Source organism: Pseudoalteromonas sp. SANK 73390, assembly GCF_054966645.1.
Genome location: NZ_ARPN01000092.1, coordinates 1 through 18,883 on the forward strand (window position 1 = coordinate 1; position 18,883 = coordinate 18,883).

Genomic DNA, 18,883 nt, shown 5'->3' on the forward strand with positions numbered 1-18,883 from the left:
TGCTAAAATGCCAAAATGCCAAAATGCCAAAATGCCAAAATGCCAAAATGCCAAAATGCCAAAATGCCAAAATGCCCGAATGACTGCTGCAAAAACACACAGCAAAGATCAACAGCCCCTAATAGCAAACGATGTTAGTGATTATTTATAAGGTAGTCTAAAGCGCCTGTTATAGCCCCAACTTGACCGTCGATACAGTTTTGTTCTGTCGCTGATTGACCATCAGGGTACACTTCAGTAGTCGTTACATAAGGTGCACGGGTCATTCCCATACATAAACCCAAAGCCGTCCCATCGTAATTGATAACACCAAATTGCTCAATCGCCACGCCAATGAGGCAGTTGTTAGCATCTGCGGGGGCGATAGGTGTTACGGTAGCCACTTTTTTGATGATAGCATTTTGAAATTCAGGTTGTGGCTTTTGCGTGTGGCCGACAAGATAAAACCCATCTGGAATATTCCAATTATGGTTTTGTACACCATCTCTTGCCGCAAGGGCAGGCCTAAACTCACTGTTGTCTGTATCGGTTGTTTCGTGTAAATCTACATGGCACAAAATATCACAATTAAGGGAAGTTATATAATTCATTGCTAACTGCGACTCATCTGCGGGAGAGTTGGCATAAAATGAGCGGTTAGGGTCTATGGCATTTGGATTCCAGCGATTAATGGTCTCATAACCCCAAGGGCTAATGCATGGTAAAATAATGATATTAAATGCTTTTTCATAGTTTGCTATATGGTGTTGAGCAAATGACAATGCACCATGTACGCCACTGGTTTCATAACCATGCACGCCACCTGTCACCAGTACAGTTGGTTTATTTGGTTGCCAATTTTTACTCTTCAAGGCATACAGGGATAGCAGCTGTTGTGGTAGTTTAATGTGCCGTACTGTTCTTTGCAAAGTTGTGTTTTTAAAGCATCTATTTGTGAAACAACGTCTTCAAAATAGCTTCGCTTTACCTGTTGCTCATTAAGCCACTGCTGTTTATGATGTGCTTGCCAAGGCTGGTTGGGTTCGCCAATAGAGTAGGGTTTTGACATAACAGTCTCAAATAGTTAAACAAAACCCAATCCTATGTGCTTTGCCAAGCGTGTGCAAATTACTGAGCTAAATAACCAAACTTCTTAAGTTTTAACTCTTGTAGCGTTGAAAATTGAAAGCTTAAAAAGTGAATGTTTCTCTCAGTGGTTGATACTTTGGTCATTTTAATACCGCAGTACTTTTTCACTGCGATGTGAGTAATATGTTCTACAGGAATGTACACTCTTCGACCAGTTGCAGATACGTAGTGAAGGCCATTGTTACATAAGCTCGCTTTACGTTTACCTGATAGAGCCAATAGCAAATTAATATTTGTTGCGCTAACAAGAATAAACAGTAACGCCATTGTAGCGCTCCATAAACTGCCATTATTACCATGGGCAACAAACATTGATGTGCTAAATAGCCCCATAATAATTAATGCTAAAATGGTGTAAAATTGCGTGTTAACTTGTAAACGCAGCTCTTTCATTGTTTGATGTTTCATTATATTTAATTCAAGATATTCCATAATTCATTTATCATAGAAAAATAAAGTGAATAAAATATGGAGAAGGCTAACTAGTAATTGTTTTGATAAAAGAGATAACGACAATAATGAGGAAGAACAATATAGTGAGTTAGCTTTTTACACAGCAAGTCAATGAGGTTGTCGTTACACCTTTGTTAAGCCTCAGTACTATGTATAAGTTGTGCAAGTTCTCTATGAAGCACATCATCATCGCCAACGTTTAGTTCAATCAAACGCTTTAAGTGAGTGACGCTATCTAAGTCAATTTGACTGCAATGCAGGCCTAAATGGTCATGTTCAATATGGCGTACTTCGACTTCCATTGAAATAGTTATCTCACTTTCAGGTAGCGTAAGTTTAATACTGGCTAATTCATTTTTTAAAGGTACATAGCCTTTAGGTAGCGTTACAAGTGCGCCCTTTAGTGATAAGTCGAGCAATTGACAGTGGTAGTCACCGCCAGCTGTCATTAATAATGCAGGTGTTGAAAACAGTACCCGTGTAAACTTTCTACGTTCTTCCATTGCTGTGCCTGTGTATGCATACTTGTTTTAAGCATAGTTGCTTATTGCAGCCATTACCAAATATAAAAAAGCCTCTTATTATCGAGGCTTATCCTAGGGCGTATTTATCTTTGAGGTATAAATTAAAGGCTTTCAATGCTAGAAATGGGCTGCGTGACATAGAGTAACCATGCGACGCAGGTTCTGTCTTGGGAAAGCCTCCAATGACTGCTGTAAAAATATACAACAAAGATCAACACGCGCATCATCTTTTGCTAGCCAATCTTTTTATATTTAATACGTTTTGGCTCGGCGGCGGCTGCACCATAGGTTTTTTTCAACCACTCTTCATATTCAGTGTAGTTGCCATCAAAGAAGTTCACCTGACCCTCATCACGATAGTCAAGAATATGCGTTGCGATACGGTCTAAGAACCAACGGTCATGGGAAATACACATAACACTGCCCGGAAACTCCAAAATAGCGTTCTCTAGTGCGCGCAGAGTTTCAACGTCAAGATCATTGGTTGGCTCATCCAGCAAAATTACGTTACCACCAGCTTTTAATAGCTTTGCAAGGTGCAAACGGTTGCGTTCCCCCCCAGAAAGTTCCTTTACAAATTTTTGCTGATCATTGCCTTTAAAGTTAAATCGACCAACATAAGCGCGGCTTGGGATCTCAAAGTTACCAATTTTTAAGATGTCTTGGCCATCAGCAATTTCTTGGAAGACGGTGTTGTTGTCACCCATATTATCGCGAAACTGATCAACAGCTGCTAATTCAACAGTGTCACCTATCACAATGTTTCCGCCAGTCGGTTGCTCTTCACCGCTTAGCATTTTGAATAAGGTTGATTTACCCGCACCATTGGCTCCAATGATGCCTACAATGGCACCTTTTGGCACACTAAAGCTTAAGTCATCAATTAACACACGATTGCCAAAACTTTTGTTTAAGTTTTTAACTTCAATCACTTGATCGCCCAAACGCGGGCCAGGTGGAATAAATAACTCGTTAGTCTCGTTACGTTTTTGATAATCTGATTGCTGCATTTCAGTAAATTGAGCCATACGCGCCTTAGACTTGGCTTGTCGACCCTTCGGATTAGAGCGCACCCATTCCAGCTCTTTTTCGATTGATTTTTGACGTGCCTTTTCAGATTTATCTTCTTGCTTTAAGCGAGCGTCTTTTTGTTCAAGCCAAGAAGAATAGTTACCTTCCCATGGAATCCCATGACCACGGTCAAGCTCTAAAATCCAGCCAGCTACATTATCTAAGAAGTAGCGGTCGTGGGTAATTGCTACCACAGTGCCTTCATAGTCATGTAAAAAACGCTCTAACCAAGCGACAGATTCAGCATCTAAGTGGTTAGTTGGCTCATCAAGAAGCAGCATATCGGGCTTTTCTAGTAATAATCGACATATTGCAACTCGGCGGCGCTCACCCCCTGAAAGGTGTTCAATTTTTGCGTCCCACTCAGGCAAACGTAATGCGTCGGCGGCTCGCTCTAGTACGTTGTCAATATTATGGCCATCGTGCGCTTGAATGATTGCTTCAAGCTGGCCTTGCTCCTTGGCGAGTGCGTCAAAGTCAGCGTCTTCCATTGCGTATTCAGCATATACTTCATCAAGACGAGTCAAAGCATTTTTTACTTCACCTAGTGCTTCTTCTACTGTTTCTCGTACCGTTTTGCTTTCATCTAACACAGGCTCCTGTGGCAGATAGCCAATTTTAGTACCAGGCTGAGGACGAGCTTCGCCTTCAAACTCTTTATCAATGCCAGCCATAATGCGCAGCAGTGTTGATTTACCTGATCCGTTTAAACCAAGTACTCCAATTTTAGCGCCCGGGAAAAAGCACAGCGAAATATCTTTTAGGATAGTTCTTTTGGGCGGTACAACTTTGCTCACCCGCGACATTGTATAAATATATTGAGCCATGAGATTCCAAATCTTAATTATATAGTTGAGCGTTATTTTAGTGAAAGCATCGCCTTGGGGCAATGCCATTGGGGTATTTTGTCTATGTTATCACCTGAATTACATAAATAACTATGTGACGCAAGCTCTACTTTGTGGAAATACCCGAATGACTACTGCAAAAATATACAGCAAAGGTCAACACGCCCTAAGGTATGAGTTTTTATTAGCTAGGTAATCCAAGATTATTATTTAACAAATGTGTATGAAAGGGGTTTTGCTCATTCACATATGAATATTCTCATATCCAGTGGGTAAGATTATAAAAGTAGGTCATATTTGACCTGTTTTAGAACCAAGAAAACGGTAAGATTAGCCTACATTGAGAACAATTGTTTAGACAAATTGTAAATAATCCCTTGTCAGACTTAAACACCATTTTTAGTTTGTACCTATTGGACAAAACTTCTTATTAAAGTCGTCCTCTAAAGAGGGATTTCGCCAATAACACGGGTTTAAGCGAACATGTCTTACGGAATAGGATCATGTTTAACCTTAAGCACAACGTTGGAGTTTGGCTGCCACTCAATTGTACGATTTCGTTGCACCATAAGCGTTCAACTATCTTCAGCTGCGATGTAAAAAAATTAAGAAATTAAAAGGAAATGTAATGACTCAATCACCTATCAACTCCACCCGAATTTTTGCTACTAGAAAAACACCAAAAGGTGGAGAAATACTGCGCTTTGCTCGTCGTTTAAGGGGATATACACAGGCCGAATCGGCAGCGAGTTATGGGATTGAAGAGCGCACCCTCAGGCGCTGGGAAAATCGAGAATTTGACCCTCGTTGGAATGACGTAATAAGCCTTGTTGAAGATGTGTATTTACTGGATATTTTAGAAGTAATAGGAAAAATAAATCATGATGACTCATATAACAATTAAGCAAGTTCGCGGTGCGCTAAGGCGTTGGGGAAAATTTTGGCAGAGCAAAGAATTGGGAAAGGGTTTTAAACGCAGCTCAATAAGTGAGTTTTCAGGTAAGCCATCCGGCGGTGTTGCGGGCGCGGATGAGATGCCGGTACCAAAAGAAATTGAGTTAATCACTCAGCTGATCACCACGCTCAGACCAGAGTGTATACGCGCTATTCGCGCTCGTTACATAATGACAGGCACGATGGCTGAGGCAGCGAAATTGGTTGGGTTTGACTCGAAACGTTCAGCAGAGTTTTGGCTTGTTAAAGCTGAGCGTAGTTTGTTGGCTGAATTCTCGGCCAGCGTAGATAGTGTATAAGGAGTAACTATGTCGCTGATGATCACGGTCGAACAGATCAAAAAGCACGAAGGGTACAAACAGTACCCTTATTATTGTACAGGGGGTAAGCTGACGATAGGGTATGGACGAAACCTAGATAATAACGGTATTGATGAGGAAGAAGCAGAGCAGCTTTTGGCCCATGATGTGCAAGAAGCCAAGGCTGGCATTAAACGTCGTATTAATGTGAGCAAGTGCAATGATGCACGATTAGCGGTGCTAATTAATATGGCATTTAACTTAGGTCTAAATGGTCTAATGGGCTTTAAGAAAATGATTACTCATTTTGAAAAGGGTCATTATGAGCAGGCAGCACTAGAGATGCTTAATAGCCGCTGGGCAAATCAAGTGCCTAATCGTGCGAATGAATTAGCAAAGCAAATGTTAACTGGGGAGTGGCAGTGATGGGGTTTTTAGCCAAGCTATTTGGCACTACCACGCAAGACCCCATACAAACTGTTGGTAATATTTTAGATGAGCTGTTTACCAGCGAAGAAGAAGTACTCAAACAAGACTTACTCAAAGCGCGTTTAGTTGCCAAGTCAGCTCAAGTGCAGGCACAGATAAATGCATTAAGTGCGTCACACCGCAGTGTATTTGTGGCGGGGGCGAGGCCATTTTTGCTGTGGGTATGTGGCTTGGGTTTTTTATTCTCATTCGTGATCAACCCTATTTTACAATGGCTATGGCCAGAAGTAGGCGCGCCAGAACTACCATTGGATGTCATGTTAGAGTTGACGTTAGGTATGCTAGGGCTTGCGGGGTTGAGAACCATTGAAAAAGTGAAGGGGGTTGCTAAGTGAGTCAACCAGAGCATTGGCAAATGAAGAAGGAACTCAATTTAGCCCACATCATTACTACAGTTACATTACTGGTATCAGGAATACTGTATTTAGGTGATTTGGACAAGCGTATTACCACGAATTCGCAAGCATTGAATCACTTAAAACAGATCCGCAATGAAGATCAAAAACGCATCGAAAAGCGTTTAGATTCTATCGATAAAAAACTGGATACGTTACTTGGCAGCAATCTTCGCAGCGAGTAAATAGCAGTAATAGCGCCACCACTAAACCAACATAAACTACCACTAAACATCAACGAAAACCTCACATTCTGTGCGACAAACAATCGTGCGGCAGCTAGTTATGCACTAAGGAAAAAACCTGTGAACAATGCAATTGAGCTATCACGCTTGGCGGTGCCAGATGTGATTGAAGACTTACAATATGAAACCATTTATAAGCAAATGCATGATGCATTGCTTGAAGCAATACCTGAGTACACCTCATTGGCATCAGACCCCGCCACTAAGCTACTTGAAATAGCAGCAACCAGAGAGCTACTGCTGCGTCAACGTATTAATGATGCGGCGCGTTCAGTTATGGTGGCTTATGCACAAGGCAAAGATTTAGACCATTTGGGTGTGCTGTTTGGTGTTGAACGCTCGGTAAATGAAAGCGACGAGAGGTATCGCCAACGTATTCCTTTATCACTTGAGAGCCACAGCATGGCAGGCACGATGGGGGCTTACGAATATCAAACCATGGCAGCAACCAATGATGTAAGAGACGTGTATGTGTATTCGAGCAAACCAGGCTTTGTTGATGTAAAAGTATTGCCAGAGCAAGGCGCTGAGCCACAACAAGTGGCTGAAAAGGTGAATGAACATCTAAATGACGAAGATATTAGGCCCTTGACTGACTATGTTCAGGTACATCTTGTGGAGCCGAAAAAATACGACATTAATGCACAAGTATATTTAAGTGAGTTGGCAAACAAAGACCAAGTAGCAGCAAACATTAACGCTAAATTAGCCACGTTTATTCGAGATCATTATCGACTAGGGCAAGAAGTACCTCATTCAGGTATTATCGACACTTTACATCAGGTTGGAGTGCGCAAAGTTAAATTAACAGCACCGCAAGACGATATAATGTGTCGTTTTGATGAAGCTGCTATTGCTGATGATATAAACATTGATTATTTGCAGGGGTAGCTTATGTCCAAGACTTACAAAGACGCTGATTTTACCTCGTTATTGCCACCTAACGGCAGTCAGTTTGAGCAAGCCTATGAACGTGCTACGCACTTTAGCCCTGTAAAGCAAATACCTGACTATGTCGCAAAGCACTGGCACCCACAAACGTGCCCTGAAGATTTATTGCCATGGCTTGCATGGAGCCTATCAGTTGATGAGTGGGACGAGCAGTGGCCAAGTGAGACTAAGCGCGCGCTTATTCAAAACTCCGTCTCAATCCACAAGCACAAAGGCACGGTGGGATCAGTTAAACGGGCACTGTCATCATTGGGCGTGGTGATGAAGTTTTTTGAATGGTTTGAAGAGGTAGATGACGCTGTTCTGGTGCCAATTCATAAAAAAGACCCAAACACTTTCACTTTTATAGCGTGGGCGAATGACGTAGCTTATACCAGCCAAGAGGTGGTGCTAAATCTAGAATTGTACGACGCCATACACAGGGTAACCAATCAGACTAAACCGCAACGGGCGCATTTTGACTTTTTAGTGGGCGCAAAAATGGACGCCGGACTGACGGTTGGTGCTACCAGCAGCGCATTACAAGTGGGTCGAATGACCTATGATACGGTGCCAGTTAAAGCCGCACCTAATGAAATAACCGCTGGGTTAACGGTTGCCAGTCAAAAGCGTTATGGCTTAAACCGCCAGCATGGCGTTACCCGCCCGGTACAAGGGCGACTGACAGCGCAGCTTAGTACTAGCTTGCACTTTAATAACCAGCGCCACACTGTTGGGCGCTTTTACATGCAAAACAGTCAAAAATTACCTGCTGGTTGCTACTACTTACAATCGGGTATTGCAGCGGGTTGTCATATTAGTAACAAGCGTTATAGCGTCGGACGCTTTTATTTACACCCAAACGAGTAGTTACGCAGCGGCAACAGATATTGCTGGTTAATGCATACACACAGCCTTAAGGCACTCAAACAAAGGTGTAACTTGCTACTAAGCATGCCGTGTAACTGCTTTTATTTTTTATAAAAAAGGAGTAAGTGCAGTGAGCACAATCTTACGGCCAACCATTACCACCGCTGGATTGGAGGCGGTATTTAATTCAGATAAAAATGGCTTTCAAGCCAAAATTAGCAAAATCGGCTTAGGGACGGGTAATTACACGCCTGATCAAAGCCGCAGTGCGCTACAAGCTGAAGTACATCGAATTTTTGTCGCAAGTGGCGAAGACAAAGGCAACGCGCAAATTCATATGAGTGTGATTGACGACACTAATCATAACTTTTGGGTTAACGAAGTGGGCTTTTACCTAGAAGACGGCACTTTATTTGCTGTTTATTCAGACCCTGATAAACCCATCGCTTATAAATCTGCAGAAGTTGACTTGCTTTTGGCATTTGACTTAGTGCTAACAGGTGTACCCGCTGACTCAATCACCGTGATTGACCAAGGCGTTAACCTCAACATTTTAATCGCCCCCGAGCTTGCCAAATTAGGTGCAGCACAAATCGGTAACATGGCCCGTCATCTAAAGCAAAAATTTGCTTTGATGGATGCGGGTGTATTGTAGAACAAATATTTATATCAAATAGCTAGAGAACAGGAAAATCATGTCATACAAAAAGACGTCTATTTTGGCACAAGATGCCAGTGAGGTACTTCATCAAGCAAAGGCTGAAATTGAGCAAGCGCAGTGTGATGATGCTCGAAGTTATGCCTATCAGCGAGAAGCTGATGGATTAGCATTTAAGTACCTTGCTTTGGTGGCAGAGTATGGTGAGCAACATGAACGCACTTTGTTTGTGAAAGCAAAGTGGTTGAATGCACGCAAAGCCATACAAGTGAGATACTCCAAACCTAACTTTTGATATACATCATAAAATTACGTTCAACGCATACTCCGTAAAGCCCGCATTTTGTGGGCTTTTTTGTATTTGAATATTAAAAGGAACAAACATGGCTTTAGAACAAGATATTGCTACTTTAGTGGGTAAGGCTGAAGACCTGACAACGATTGTAGATAATAAAATTCAAGATATTACTTCAACCTTAGCGCAAAAAGAGCAGGAAGTAGACAACAGGTTAGCGGCAAAAGAGCAAGCTGTAGATGCAAAAATTGCCAGCTTTCAAAAAGCATTACCACTGGCTCCTAATAACTTGTCTGATACAAAGTATTTTTCAAAAATAAACTCTGGTCATGAGGAGGGTACTGCGGTTGATGTGATGCAATCACATGCAGCGCCTTGGAGCTGTTATTATTATGGTGGAACGGAAGGTAACTCAACCGTTACTAAACTTAATAATAAAATGCTGGCTGATCAGGGTCTTGCTCCCAATAGTGAGTTTCACCGTGCGCTGGGTAGTTACCGCTCTGCTAATGACACTTATTCTGGAAGTAATTTTAAGGTTTTACTCTTTGATATTGAACTAACTAAGGGTAGAACCACAGATGAAGATAGAGGGTCACTCTTTTTGTTAACCCAAGGTTGCCCTAGCTTTACAGGTTGGAGTAAAGGTGAATTCCTAACGCAAGCAAGTTGTTGGGTTAATGTACTAGAGCAATCTGGCAGTTTAGCATTTTATCCTTCACAAAATCGTTCAGCGGATATTCGGGTAGATTCGAGTGATGTAGGTAAGGGTTGGCAATACAAACATGCAACTCGCCAAGGGTGGGGAGGGTGCCACCAACCAGTTTTCAGAGGCTTAGGTAAAATGAAAGTGGCTATTGCTCTACCATACGTTGGCACGGGCGACCATGGCGAGAATATGATTTGGGCCGACAGTGTTGGTCACCCTTATTCTCATGAAGCACCAACAATTGATGAAGGAGTATAATCATGGCGGTTTTAAAACAAATTTCAACGCAAGCAATTTTTGCTGGTGGCATTAAAGATGCGGCTCATGCCACACATATAGCTCAAGAGGCGGGTGTTTCCAACGATGACTTTGAACTGATTTATCATGAGCAAGAAGTACAAGCGCTGAGACGCGTGTCTTATAGCAAAGAAAGTGATTACTTATTCTTTGACTATATGGCCGCAGTCACTGAATTTGGTGAGCAGTCAAGTGAAGCAACCACAGCGAAAGAATCATGGTTGGCACAAAGAAATGCAATTAAAGATACGTATGCAAAACCCCAATAAACCTTTTTAAACTCAAACAAGCCCGCTTTTTAGCGCAACACCTACCGTATGAGATTCTGACATGATCCTGAAATAAATTCAGGATGACGATATGTGCTTAACGTACGTCTTTTTGTCTTCCTGACGCAGGTCAGGATCTCTTATATGAGTAGTGTCGTGCTTTACTGCGGGCTTTTTTATTTTAACCCTGCCAATTTCGCAGTATGGCAAACCATTAGTTGGAGAACACAATGGCTTTAGAACAAGATATTGCCAAGTTAATCGAGGCCTCAAATGACCTCACAACAGTAGTAGATAATAAAATTCAAAATATTGATGCGACGGTTGCTGGTAAATCAGCAGAAGTAGACTCACTAATAACAAGCACCAATAGTAAAGTAGACAGTAAGTTAGACCAGCTATCTATCATTGGGGATGGTGGTTATGGGTCTCGAGCCATTAATGTTGCGCGCTTCTTTACCAATGATACTGGAGCAATACATCTACATTTCAAGTTGCCTTTTAATGCTGATTCGGACCATGCAATGTTCCATTTTCAAGTAAAGGGCTATGCATATGGAGAGGGAAAGGTGGTAGATGCGACTATGGTTGGCTATTGCTATAAGGTTGTCAACGACGTCATAAACATCGATGCTGTTGGTACTCACGCTCCACATGTTTACAAAGGTTCTGATGGTTATATTTATGGCCGCTTAAGCTTTTCGAATCAGTACTACCTCACAATTTCTGTAGATACAATGAATGTTGGTAATGGCCGCCTGTATAAACATGGCGATATAGAAATAATTCGCTCAGAACAAGAAACTTTATAAGGAGAGTCGTTATGGAAACAAATATAGCTACAATGCTACCAGAGCAGCAGCAAGCAGCAATTTTAGAAAAGCAGTATAGGCAAGTGCAAAGAAACATCATCAATCAAAAAGTGGCCGACAGTGACTCGTTACTGGGCACTACCTCAGACACCACTCATATTTTACTCAACGAGCTAAGTGGTTTTATCAACAAACTAAGCCAAGCACAAAGTTTGGCCGAAATGCGCGCTTCAACTGCGTCATTAAAAGCGGCCATTGGCGGCATTGAGCAGCAAGTGACTGATGGCACGCTAGAGTTTCCGTACCAAGTAAAAGGGCAAGCCCCCGTGCTGGATGAAATCTATCAGCGCGCCACAGGTGTGAGCCAAGTACTTAAACAAGCTTAATTTTAAAGACTTAAGCAAGCAATTAAAGCAGGAGGCCTTTGGTCTCCTGCTTTTTTTTGTTTTATTCCTGATAAAAAAACACGGGCAGCTTATAGCGCCTGATAGTTGGAGCACTTATGAGCTTAACCAATTTTAGTGCCATCGACCTAAACCAATTGCCTACACCTGAGCTTATCGAAGCGCTGAGCTTCGATGAAATAAAAACAGCCATATTTGATGATTTTAAAACGCGATTTCCAAACGCGCTGCTTAATTACGCCAGCGATCCGGTTATAAAACTGATTGAAACATTTGCTTATCGAGAGTTACTTATTCGTCAGCGCATTAATGAAGGCGCAGAGGCCGTGTTGCTTGCCAAAGCAACCAGTGAAGAGTTGGATTTTTTAGGCGAACGCTTTGGGGTCACGCGTGCCTTGATAAATACTGAGTACAATGATGAACATAACACTGAACCGCAATTAGAAAGTGATGAACGTTTTCGAACTCGTATTCAACTGGCATTAGAGGGCTTTAGTACCGCAGGGCCAGAAGGCGCTTATGCTTTTCATTGCTTTAAAGCGTCTGGTCATATTCAAGATGTATTTATTGAAGCGCCCGAGTTTGTAATGCAACACCCGTCAGCGCCGCTTATAGAAAGCATGCCAGCTAATACCATGTTGTTGACAAACACCTACAACGCAGGGCTTGAACACCCCATGCCGGGGGATGTGGCAATTACTTTACTGAGCGACGAAGGTGATGGCACGCCATCCAGAGACGTATTTGATGAAGTTAACAGCTACTTAAATCAAGACAATATTAGGCCGCTTACCGACAGAGTCAACTTACTTAAACCCGTTGTTAAAGCATTTGCGATTGATGCCAAATTGCATTTATATCCGGGTTTAGATAGCGCTGAGATTTACCAATGTATTAAAACTGCATGTAAAAACTGGCTACAGCAACACCGAAAGTTCGGTCATGATATTTCATTGTCTGGTTTATATTCGGTGTTACATGGTGCGGGTGTACAGCGGGTTGAATTACTTAGCCCACGAAGTGATATTTTTGTTGGCCAAAATGAAGTGGCGTATTGCCAAAGCATAAACATTAATATTGAGGCGCAGCGCGATGTCTGACGCCAATTTATACGACCCATTATTACCTGTTAGCAGCACCGAGTTAGAACACTCGGTGTCTAATGCAGCGGCGCGGGTTAACAATGTGCCAGTGCCATTAAAGCACCTGTGGAATCCGTGGCAGTGTCCTGCGCATTTTTTACCTTGGCTTGCTCATGGGTTAAGTGTTGATTCATGGGATAGCACTTGGCCAGAGCACATTCAACGACAGGTGATTGCCCATAGTGTTCCAAATCATAGAATAAAAGGCACCGTGGGGGCGCTTAAGCATTCGCTTGAGGCACTCGATGCTGATTTGCAGTTACAAGAGTGGTGGCAAACAGGTGGGGCGCCTCATACAGCCACTGTACTGGCAATGGCAAAAAACAACCTCAATACTGAAGGGAATAGTTTTTTAACTCCCAAGTTACAAGCACAGTTATGGCGAGCGGTTGCCGCCACCAAACCCGCACGCACACAAATAGATTTTAAAATAGGCAACATTCAACAAAATCAGCTGTATTTCTCAAGCGCGAGTGAAGCCACACAAATAGGCAAAAATCAGCTTAGCCAAAATGCAGATGGCTTATTTGATAGTACTAAAGTGTATGTACATAGTGTAACGAATCATATAGCGCTGTCATCTAAACCTTTGCAGCAAATAGCCGACGGTAATTTTGATCAGGTGATTGTGCACATCCAAAGCGTGATGAGCCAACTCGATATTCAACATAACTCGTTTGAGCAGCGCAGCGACATTCAATTTGATGCAAGTTCCGTAAAGCTAAACAGTGTATCGGGCTGCACCACATTTCAAACTTTAACAATGGAACTTTTATGAGTACCTATCAGCCAATTATTACTCAGGCAGGCCTAAATGCGGCCGTTAATGCCAAAGAGAAGGGCTTGAGTGTGCATTTAAGTCATATCGCCATCGGTGATAAAGGCTACACACCCGAGCGAACCCAAACGCAGTTACAAAACGAACTTAACCGTGTGCCAACAGGAGACGCAACTGACTTTAATAACGGCCAGTTTCGTGTTTCAGGCAAATTTACCAGTGATAGCAGTTTTTCCGTAAAAGAGGTGGGGTTTTTCTTATCAGACGGCACCTTGTTTGCTGTTTGGTCCCATCCAACCAATGTGCTGTTTTATCTCACGCCAATGGCAACCGTTGTGCAAGGCTTTGACTTATTATTGAGTGCCGCGCCCCATGATGCAATTACCGTGACCCACGACGGTGATTTACGGCTGTACTACGATGATGTGTTTTTACATATGACTGAGGTGCAAACCAAAACATTAATCTCGCAGCTAGAAACCAACCTAACCATCGTCAACCTTTACAACGAATTAGCCCAAAAGGGAGTGTTATAATGAGCACAATTGAAGCGCAAATTCAGGCATTAAATACCACCAATGCTGAACTGGCGCAAAAAAGCAATGCATTGACCAATGCAGTACAAACACAAGTTTCACGTATTGAGCAGGCTGTGACTGATGCAAAGTCAGACATGAGTGCAGCTACAACCAGCACGCTTAATAAAGTGCAAAGTGATGCAGCGCAAGTAAACGAGCAAATCAAAACACGTATGGATGATGCCATAAAACCGTGGATGCCAGCCATGTTAAAAGTGCAATTTGATGCACTACGAGAGCAGCGCAAACAGCAATATGCGGGTTCAGGGTTTGTTGAGTGGGGTAAGAATCGCAATGGCTGGGAAAATATAAATGAAGGTATATCAACTGAAGTTACGGGCTCAAATCGTATTAACTTAGGATCTGGGCTTCATGTCAACGCTAACGCAATTGGCACAAGTAAGACCCCCGCGCCTTTGCTCGTTATTGATGGCGTTAGCGTTGAATTAGATTATGTCGGAATTAACGCAAGTACCTCATATCAAGCTAACTTGGTTCTTTTCCCACCCGCCCCTGACGGCACTAAAACCTACGATTCAGCAACTGGCACAGTTACTCAGCACAGTAATGCCGAAGTGGCGTTTGCATCAGAGACTGACACCAATAAAGTCATCACTTCACGTAAAGACCTCGTGTTTTTAGAGTCATGGCATGAAGACATCGGTGAAAAGGATGTGGTTTACCCGCTGGGTAATGTGCAATACGGCGCAAGCAGCTATCAAGGTATTTCACTACTTAACAACCTTGTGGCACAAGGCTACTCAGCATTTGGTGAGTGGGATGAAAACACCAAAGGTTATGGGGTTAAGTGGTCAACACTCACGGATGAGCAAAAGACCGTATTGTTAAGTAACCCAGAACACAATATTTATTATGACTCTAAAGCTAATAAGCTGATACAAGTGCGCTATCGGGTGCGCGTTGTTGAGGGTTATGGTGATCAGTGGAATGAACTTCTTCCGTCTGTGCATGAGGTAACAACCGAGTGGGCAATTTCTGGACGCAACCGTATATCATTTGTACAAGGCTCTAGTGAAAGTGTTACGCGCACTGTATTTGTGATGAAAGATCATGCCCAGACCAGCTCGACGAAATCTGACAAAGGTGTTGCAGAAGGCGAAGGAACGACTATGGGGCGTTATAGTCATTCAGATACAAAGCCATTAGCACTGCCAATCGCCCTCGTTCAACGCTTAAATCAAGGTGCCTATCACCCCGTTTATAACCCAATGGGCACGGCGCAATTTACCCAAACTAATGTTGCTAATTTTCATTGGAATAGTTTGCCTGATAATTATTATGCAAGTAAAGCAGGGTGTTTTGAGCTGCCAAGCCCATCACGTATTGGCAGACATACCAGTTATGGAAAAATTGCTTCTGCTCAAAGTGGTCAACCGAGCAGCTACAAATACCACGATGCTATCTACGCAGGCCAAGTTGAAGATTTACGTTTAAATGCTAATAAACTCGATGTAAATCAGCTACGCGAAGATACCATGCACAAGGCCGTTGCAGGTGCTTTGCGTGGTAAGGGGAAAGTACCTTTTACTCGCATTAAAAAGGCCGGTTCTTTTACTAAGCGAAGTGATACGGTCTATGCAGCTCACAGCACTTATAACCCTTCATTATGGCGTTTGTCTTTTGAAGTTTCTAACTCAACATTCGGTAACAATGGTAGCAGTTTTAATGGTTATAAAACAGGTGCAGATAAGCCTATCGGTGATTGGGTATACTATGTTGGCAGTAATGGTAGGTCATTTTTGTCAGCAAGTATTGTGCACTTTTCATATGGAGAAAATCAGCATTATTTCTTGCCTTGGATTGAGGATGATATTAATGGAAAAACAATTACTTCAGTAAGAGAGTCAGTTAGACAGCAGATTGATGAGTTTTTTCCGATAGGAACTGATATCGATGTTTATGTGATTAAAGCAGATGAAATCGATGCTGAATTTGACTCACTCCCTTGGGTCGATATTATCGGCACGCCTGAAAATATCGCAGCAACATTCCCAGATGGTGTCGTTGGCCAATGGAACCCAAACCATATCCCTGATGGCTCTGGTGAGCGCTTTGCGCTGAATCGTAAGGTAGCTACAGGTGCTAATGATTTAGTAAATTATTACGATGGGCAGCAGTGGGCTGCCAGTGTTAAGGCTATGAACCTTGTTACAAGTAGTAATACGATTTCACATCCAACGGTGTTTGCTCAAGATAATGTTGTTTTGTATTTCTACGAAACTAAAGCGGGCTTCACACAACCAGAAAATCTAGGTGCGATAGCATCAGACGTTGCTAAGGTTTGGTGCGGTAACGATGCGCGCCAGTCATTGGGTGCAAGCTTGCAAACAAGTTTAATCACTAAAGTCCCAACCTCAATTACGTATGCGACTAATGCTTTTGTGCCAGTGACTAAAGTGAACTATATCAATGGAAAGTTTGTTCAAGATGAAGCACCTGAGCATGAGGTATTACCCCATTTAGGAGGTGAATTAGGCAACATTGGTTGTAAGGCGCTTTACTCAATAACAGCCAAAAATGGCCTGTATTATTTGCAGTTTAATGGTAATGAACTCAAGTTTGATCAACCAGAAATCGTCGAGGTTGATGCAACTAACCTGACCATTGATATGGTTGAGGGCAAAGTATATCGTGTTAATCATAATGCGGGCACCACTGCGATGGATGGCCAATATTGGTACTGCAAAACGCCATCAACGGTTAGTTGGAATGCCGATGTTTGGGTTAAAAAGCCAAATGGCCGAATTGGCGTTAAAGGGCTAGATAGGAATGAATATTTATTTCCTTACGAGCCTACATCGTGGGGAGATGACCAAATGATTCCTCTAGTTAACGGCGAAGACATTAAATTTGATCTAAACGGCAATGCAGTAAAAGCATTTTGCCATCACACCATGTTACCGCTGGGTCTCGTGAGTAACTAACCTGAGCTCGCCTTGAACTGTCCCAAAATTACGGAGCTGTATGGGGTAATAATATGATTTTAAATATACTTTTATATCCGTTGTTCATTATCCATTACCCATTATCAAGAGTTCAGGTCTCAGGTTAGTTGACTATTTTCAAGCTATATAGTGAGTCGCAGCAACTTTTCTGTGACTAGAGTCATCACGAATCTTAAAACTTAATACATTACCCTTTTATCCAACAAAGCAGATCGTTTTTGTTCTTGCTTGTTTTTATAAATCTCAAAGCGGTCAAAGTTGACCGTTTTTTGTACCTATTTATTGTTAGACTTTCTGCATCATTAGAGAAGTAAGCACACAGGCTTAATTGCTTCTCACACTGGTTTTTAACACTCCATCAAAGCGCGTGGCGCTTGCAACTATTTTTCAGGAATCACTATGTCTCAATCAACCTCACATAAGTTCTACTTAGTAGAAGAAACAGAATATGGCGTTACGCCTGCTTCAGCACAGTTTATTGAAGTGCCAATTACAGGCACGACTTTGGGCCTAACTAAAAACACCAGCCAATCAAATACCATTCGTAGCGACCGTCAAATTTCAGACTTTAGAGATGGCACGCAGCAAGTAGGTGGCGATATTAAGGCTGAGCTACAATGGCAGGCCATTGATATGTTGCTCGCTGCCTCAGTGTGTGGCCAGTGGGAAGCTGATACTCTTAAAAGCGGCACCAAGCGTCGTAGCTTTAGTATTTTACGCCACTTTACTACTTTATCAGCCGCCGATAAGCCTTATCAGTTATATCGTGGTATTGAGCTTAACAATATTAATATTCAATTGGGCACTGAAGGCGTAACCACGGCAACATTTAGCGCCGTTGGTAAATCGGTTGAAGCATTAAGTGAGTTGCCAGCAGGTGCTACATTGCAAGCAACTGCAGCAATTCCAGCAGTAGACACGTTTAATGGTCAAGTAACCGAAGGCGGCGAAAACCTAGCCATTGCCACAGAGCTTGGCTTTACCCTTGAAAACGGCATTGAACCGCGCTTTGTGATTGGCTCAAGCGAAACCATTCGCCCATCAATTGGCCTATCTAACCTAACAGGCACTCTTGGCGTGTACTTTGAAAACCACGCGTTGCTTGAAAAGTTCTTTAATGGTGAGCAGTCAAATATCAGCTTCTCAATGACCGACCCACAAGGTAATCAGTACTTAGTTAAAGTACCAAATTTGAAATACACAGGGGGTCAACCTGACGTTGAAGGCACCGGTGCAATTATTGTGTCACTGCCGTTTCAAGGCCTGTTATCACAAACCGATGGCACTAACTTAATTATTGAAAGGAAAGCAGTAGCATGAGCATGATGGAAGATTTTTTTACTCGCGAAAAAGCCAACGAAGGCATTAAAATCCCTCTAACATTACCTGATGGCTCTGAGTCTGAGCATTACATTGTGGTGCGCGGTATTGACTCCGATGCTTTTAGAGACGCCGAAACACAAGCTAAACGCAATGCTATGTCGTTTGCAGCTATTGAAGATGAAGCTAAACGCAGTGAGGCCTTTGCAGATGAGCGCTTAGGCTTAATTGCAGCCTTGGTTGCCGATTGGTCTTTTGATGAGCTGTGCGAACTAGATGCGGTGAAAAAGTTTTTACACCAAGCACCGCAAATTTGTGAGCAAATTGATAAGGTGGCCGCAAAGCGCGCACTTTTTTTCGCCAACGGGTTGAGCAATTTGCCGACTACGCCAAAAGCGAGTTCCAACTAAATACTGTACCCAAAGGCGCACGCTTAACCCGTAAACAAG

At 42.6% G+C, this 18,883-nt stretch carries 22 protein-coding genes and 1 pseudogene; 19 read left to right on the forward strand and 4 right to left on the reverse strand.

Annotated features, from left to right (window positions below):
- Positions 1-134: 134 nt before the first annotated feature.
- The 4 genes and pseudogenes from SANK73390_RS11365 to ettA all read right to left on the reverse strand — a co-directional run bounded on the left by SANK73390_RS11365 (position 135) and on the right by ettA (position 4,003).
- Positions 135-1,048 (reverse strand): annotated as a pseudogene (locus SANK73390_RS11365) (M14 family metallopeptidase).
- A 59-nt stretch (positions 1,049-1,107) separates the two neighbouring features.
- Positions 1,108-1,536, reverse strand: a complete 429-nt coding sequence (locus SANK73390_RS11370; RefSeq protein WP_462766133.1) for a hypothetical protein — start codon at positions 1,534-1,536, stop codon at positions 1,108-1,110.
- Positions 1,537-1,715: 179 nt separating this feature from the next.
- Positions 1,716-2,084, reverse strand: coding sequence for a PilZ domain-containing protein (locus SANK73390_RS11375; protein WP_261592302.1), 369 nt, complete (start codon positions 2,082-2,084; stop codon positions 1,716-1,718).
- A gap of 254 nt (positions 2,085-2,338) precedes the next feature.
- Positions 2,339-4,003 carry an energy-dependent translational throttle protein EttA gene (gene ettA / locus SANK73390_RS11380; RefSeq protein WP_462766134.1) on the reverse strand — a complete coding sequence of 555 codons (1,665 nt, stop codon included), beginning with the start codon at positions 4,001-4,003 and terminating at the stop codon, positions 2,339-2,341.
- A gap of 649 nt (positions 4,004-4,652) precedes the next feature.
- On the opposite strand from ettA, the gene SANK73390_RS11385 reads away from it, so the two are divergent.
- The 19 genes from SANK73390_RS11385 to SANK73390_RS11475 all read left to right on the forward strand — a co-directional run bounded on the left by SANK73390_RS11385 (position 4,653) and on the right by SANK73390_RS11475 (position 18,844).
- Positions 4,653-4,928 carry a helix-turn-helix domain-containing protein gene (locus SANK73390_RS11385; protein WP_261592304.1) on the forward strand — a complete coding sequence of 92 codons (276 nt, stop codon included), beginning with the start codon at positions 4,653-4,655 and terminating at the stop codon, positions 4,926-4,928.
- Positions 4,906-5,277: a hypothetical protein gene (locus tag SANK73390_RS11390; RefSeq protein WP_462766135.1), complete on the forward strand. Its 372-nt coding sequence runs from the start codon at positions 4,906-4,908 to the stop codon at positions 5,275-5,277. Before SANK73390_RS11385 ends, SANK73390_RS11390 begins: the two co-directional genes overlap by 23 nt.
- A gap of 9 nt (positions 5,278-5,286) precedes the next feature.
- Positions 5,287-5,703 carry a glycoside hydrolase family protein gene (locus SANK73390_RS11395; RefSeq protein ID WP_462766136.1) on the forward strand — a complete coding sequence of 139 codons (417 nt, stop codon included), beginning with the start codon at positions 5,287-5,289 and terminating at the stop codon, positions 5,701-5,703.
- A complete protein-coding gene (locus SANK73390_RS11400) occupies positions 5,703-6,101 on the forward strand; it encodes a 3TM-type holin (protein ID WP_462766156.1) in 399 nt (132 codons plus the stop codon). The genes SANK73390_RS11395 and SANK73390_RS11400 overlap by 1 nt, the downstream gene beginning before the upstream one ends.
- Complete coding sequence (locus SANK73390_RS11405) at positions 6,098-6,346, forward strand: hypothetical protein (RefSeq protein WP_261592307.1); 249 nt, start codon at positions 6,098-6,100, stop codon at positions 6,344-6,346. Before SANK73390_RS11400 ends, SANK73390_RS11405 begins: the two co-directional genes overlap by 4 nt.
- 120 nt (positions 6,347-6,466) lie before the next feature.
- Positions 6,467-7,297, forward strand: a complete 831-nt coding sequence (locus SANK73390_RS11410) for a baseplate assembly protein (protein ID WP_462766137.1) — start codon at positions 6,467-6,469, stop codon at positions 7,295-7,297.
- Between the two features lie 3 nt (positions 7,298-7,300).
- The gene (locus SANK73390_RS11415) at positions 7,301-8,206 is read left to right on the forward strand and encodes a phage tail protein I (protein ID WP_462766138.1); all 906 of its coding nucleotides are present in this window, start codon (positions 7,301-7,303) and stop codon (positions 8,204-8,206) included.
- 130 nt (positions 8,207-8,336) lie between these two features.
- Entirely contained in the window at positions 8,337-8,861 is a 525-nt protein-coding gene (locus SANK73390_RS11420; protein ID WP_261626325.1) for a phage tail protein, read from the forward strand.
- A 40-nt stretch (positions 8,862-8,901) separates the two neighbouring features.
- Positions 8,902-9,159: a hypothetical protein gene (locus tag SANK73390_RS11425; RefSeq protein WP_462766139.1), complete on the forward strand. Its 258-nt coding sequence runs from the start codon at positions 8,902-8,904 to the stop codon at positions 9,157-9,159.
- 88 nt (positions 9,160-9,247) lie between these two features.
- Complete coding sequence (locus SANK73390_RS11430; protein WP_462766140.1) at positions 9,248-10,126, forward strand: hypothetical protein; 879 nt, start codon at positions 9,248-9,250, stop codon at positions 10,124-10,126.
- Between the two features lie 2 nt (positions 10,127-10,128).
- Positions 10,129-10,434: a hypothetical protein gene (locus tag SANK73390_RS11435; RefSeq protein ID WP_462766141.1), complete on the forward strand. Its 306-nt coding sequence runs from the start codon at positions 10,129-10,131 to the stop codon at positions 10,432-10,434.
- A gap of 230 nt (positions 10,435-10,664) precedes the next feature.
- Positions 10,665-11,246 (forward strand): hypothetical protein, encoded by a 582-nt coding sequence (locus tag SANK73390_RS11440; RefSeq protein ID WP_462766142.1) that lies wholly within the window; start codon positions 10,665-10,667, stop codon positions 11,244-11,246.
- 11 nt (positions 11,247-11,257) lie between these two features.
- Positions 11,258-11,632 carry a hypothetical protein gene (locus SANK73390_RS11445; RefSeq protein WP_462766143.1) on the forward strand — a complete coding sequence of 125 codons (375 nt, stop codon included), beginning with the start codon at positions 11,258-11,260 and terminating at the stop codon, positions 11,630-11,632.
- Positions 11,633-11,748: 116 nt separating this feature from the next.
- Complete coding sequence (locus tag SANK73390_RS11450; protein WP_462766144.1) at positions 11,749-12,750, forward strand: baseplate assembly protein; 1,002 nt, start codon at positions 11,749-11,751, stop codon at positions 12,748-12,750.
- Complete coding sequence (locus SANK73390_RS11455; protein WP_462766145.1) at positions 12,743-13,570, forward strand: phage tail protein I; 828 nt, start codon at positions 12,743-12,745, stop codon at positions 13,568-13,570. Before SANK73390_RS11450 ends, SANK73390_RS11455 begins: the two co-directional genes overlap by 8 nt.
- Positions 13,567-14,106 (forward strand): phage tail-collar fiber domain-containing protein, encoded by a 540-nt coding sequence (locus SANK73390_RS11460; RefSeq protein WP_462766146.1) that lies wholly within the window; start codon positions 13,567-13,569, stop codon positions 14,104-14,106. Before SANK73390_RS11455 ends, SANK73390_RS11460 begins: the two co-directional genes overlap by 4 nt.
- Positions 14,106-17,093 (forward strand): hypothetical protein, encoded by a 2,988-nt coding sequence (locus tag SANK73390_RS11465; RefSeq protein ID WP_462766147.1) that lies wholly within the window; start codon positions 14,106-14,108, stop codon positions 17,091-17,093. Before SANK73390_RS11460 ends, SANK73390_RS11465 begins: the two co-directional genes overlap by 1 nt.
- Positions 17,094-17,513: 420 nt before the next feature.
- Positions 17,514-18,434, forward strand: a complete 921-nt coding sequence (locus SANK73390_RS11470) for a phage tail tube protein (RefSeq protein ID WP_261592315.1) — start codon at positions 17,514-17,516, stop codon at positions 18,432-18,434.
- A complete protein-coding gene (locus SANK73390_RS11475; protein ID WP_462766148.1) occupies positions 18,431-18,844 on the forward strand; it encodes a hypothetical protein in 414 nt (137 codons plus the stop codon). The genes SANK73390_RS11470 and SANK73390_RS11475 overlap by 4 nt, the downstream gene beginning before the upstream one ends.
- Positions 18,845-18,883 lie beyond the last annotated feature (39 nt).